This is a genomic window from Kocuria salsicia (assembly GCF_039532055.1).
Lineage (GTDB): Bacteria > Actinomycetota > Actinomycetes > Actinomycetales > Micrococcaceae > Kocuria > Kocuria salsicia.
Genome location: NZ_BAAARF010000014.1, coordinates 1 through 545 on the forward strand (window position 1 = coordinate 1; position 545 = coordinate 545).

1 protein-coding gene is annotated in these 545 nt (G+C 68.6%); it reads right to left on the reverse strand.

What is annotated here, in order from left to right:
• A partial coding sequence (locus ABD264_RS11470; protein ID WP_344206155.1) for a transposase occupies positions 1 to 545 on the reverse strand: 545 nt, incomplete at both ends.

Genomic DNA, 545 nt, shown 5'->3' on the forward strand with positions numbered 1-545 from the left:
CTGTCGGCGAGGGCGTCGATCACGGAGCTCATCTCGACGCGGCCGGCTGCCCGGTCGGGGTGACGGTAGGCGGAGATCATGCGCTGGTAGATCCCCCAGGTGCACTCGACGTGCACGTGCCGGTCCCCAGCGAAGAGCTTGTCAAGGCGCTCGTGCTGGCGGTCGGTGAGCAGGTCAGCCCCGGTGTGCAGGGTCCCCCGCGCGGTGTAGAGCGGGTCGCCCTTGCGTCTGCGGTGTCCGTGCAGTTCCTGCTGGACTCGGCGGCGGCACTCATCGAGAGCGTCCCCGGCCAACCGGATGACGTGGAAGGGATCCATAACCGTGACGGCGTCCGGCAGCTCCTCGGTGGTGGCGGTCTTGAAGCCCGCGAACCCATCCATGGCCACGACCTCGATCCCATCGCGCCAAGCCTGGTCCCGCTCGGCCAGCCAGTCCTTGAACGCCTTCTTCGACCGACCTTCGACCACGTCCAGCAGGCGTGAGGGCCCGGTGCCGTCCCGGACCGGGGTGAGGTCGATGATCACGGTGACGTACTTGTCGCCGCG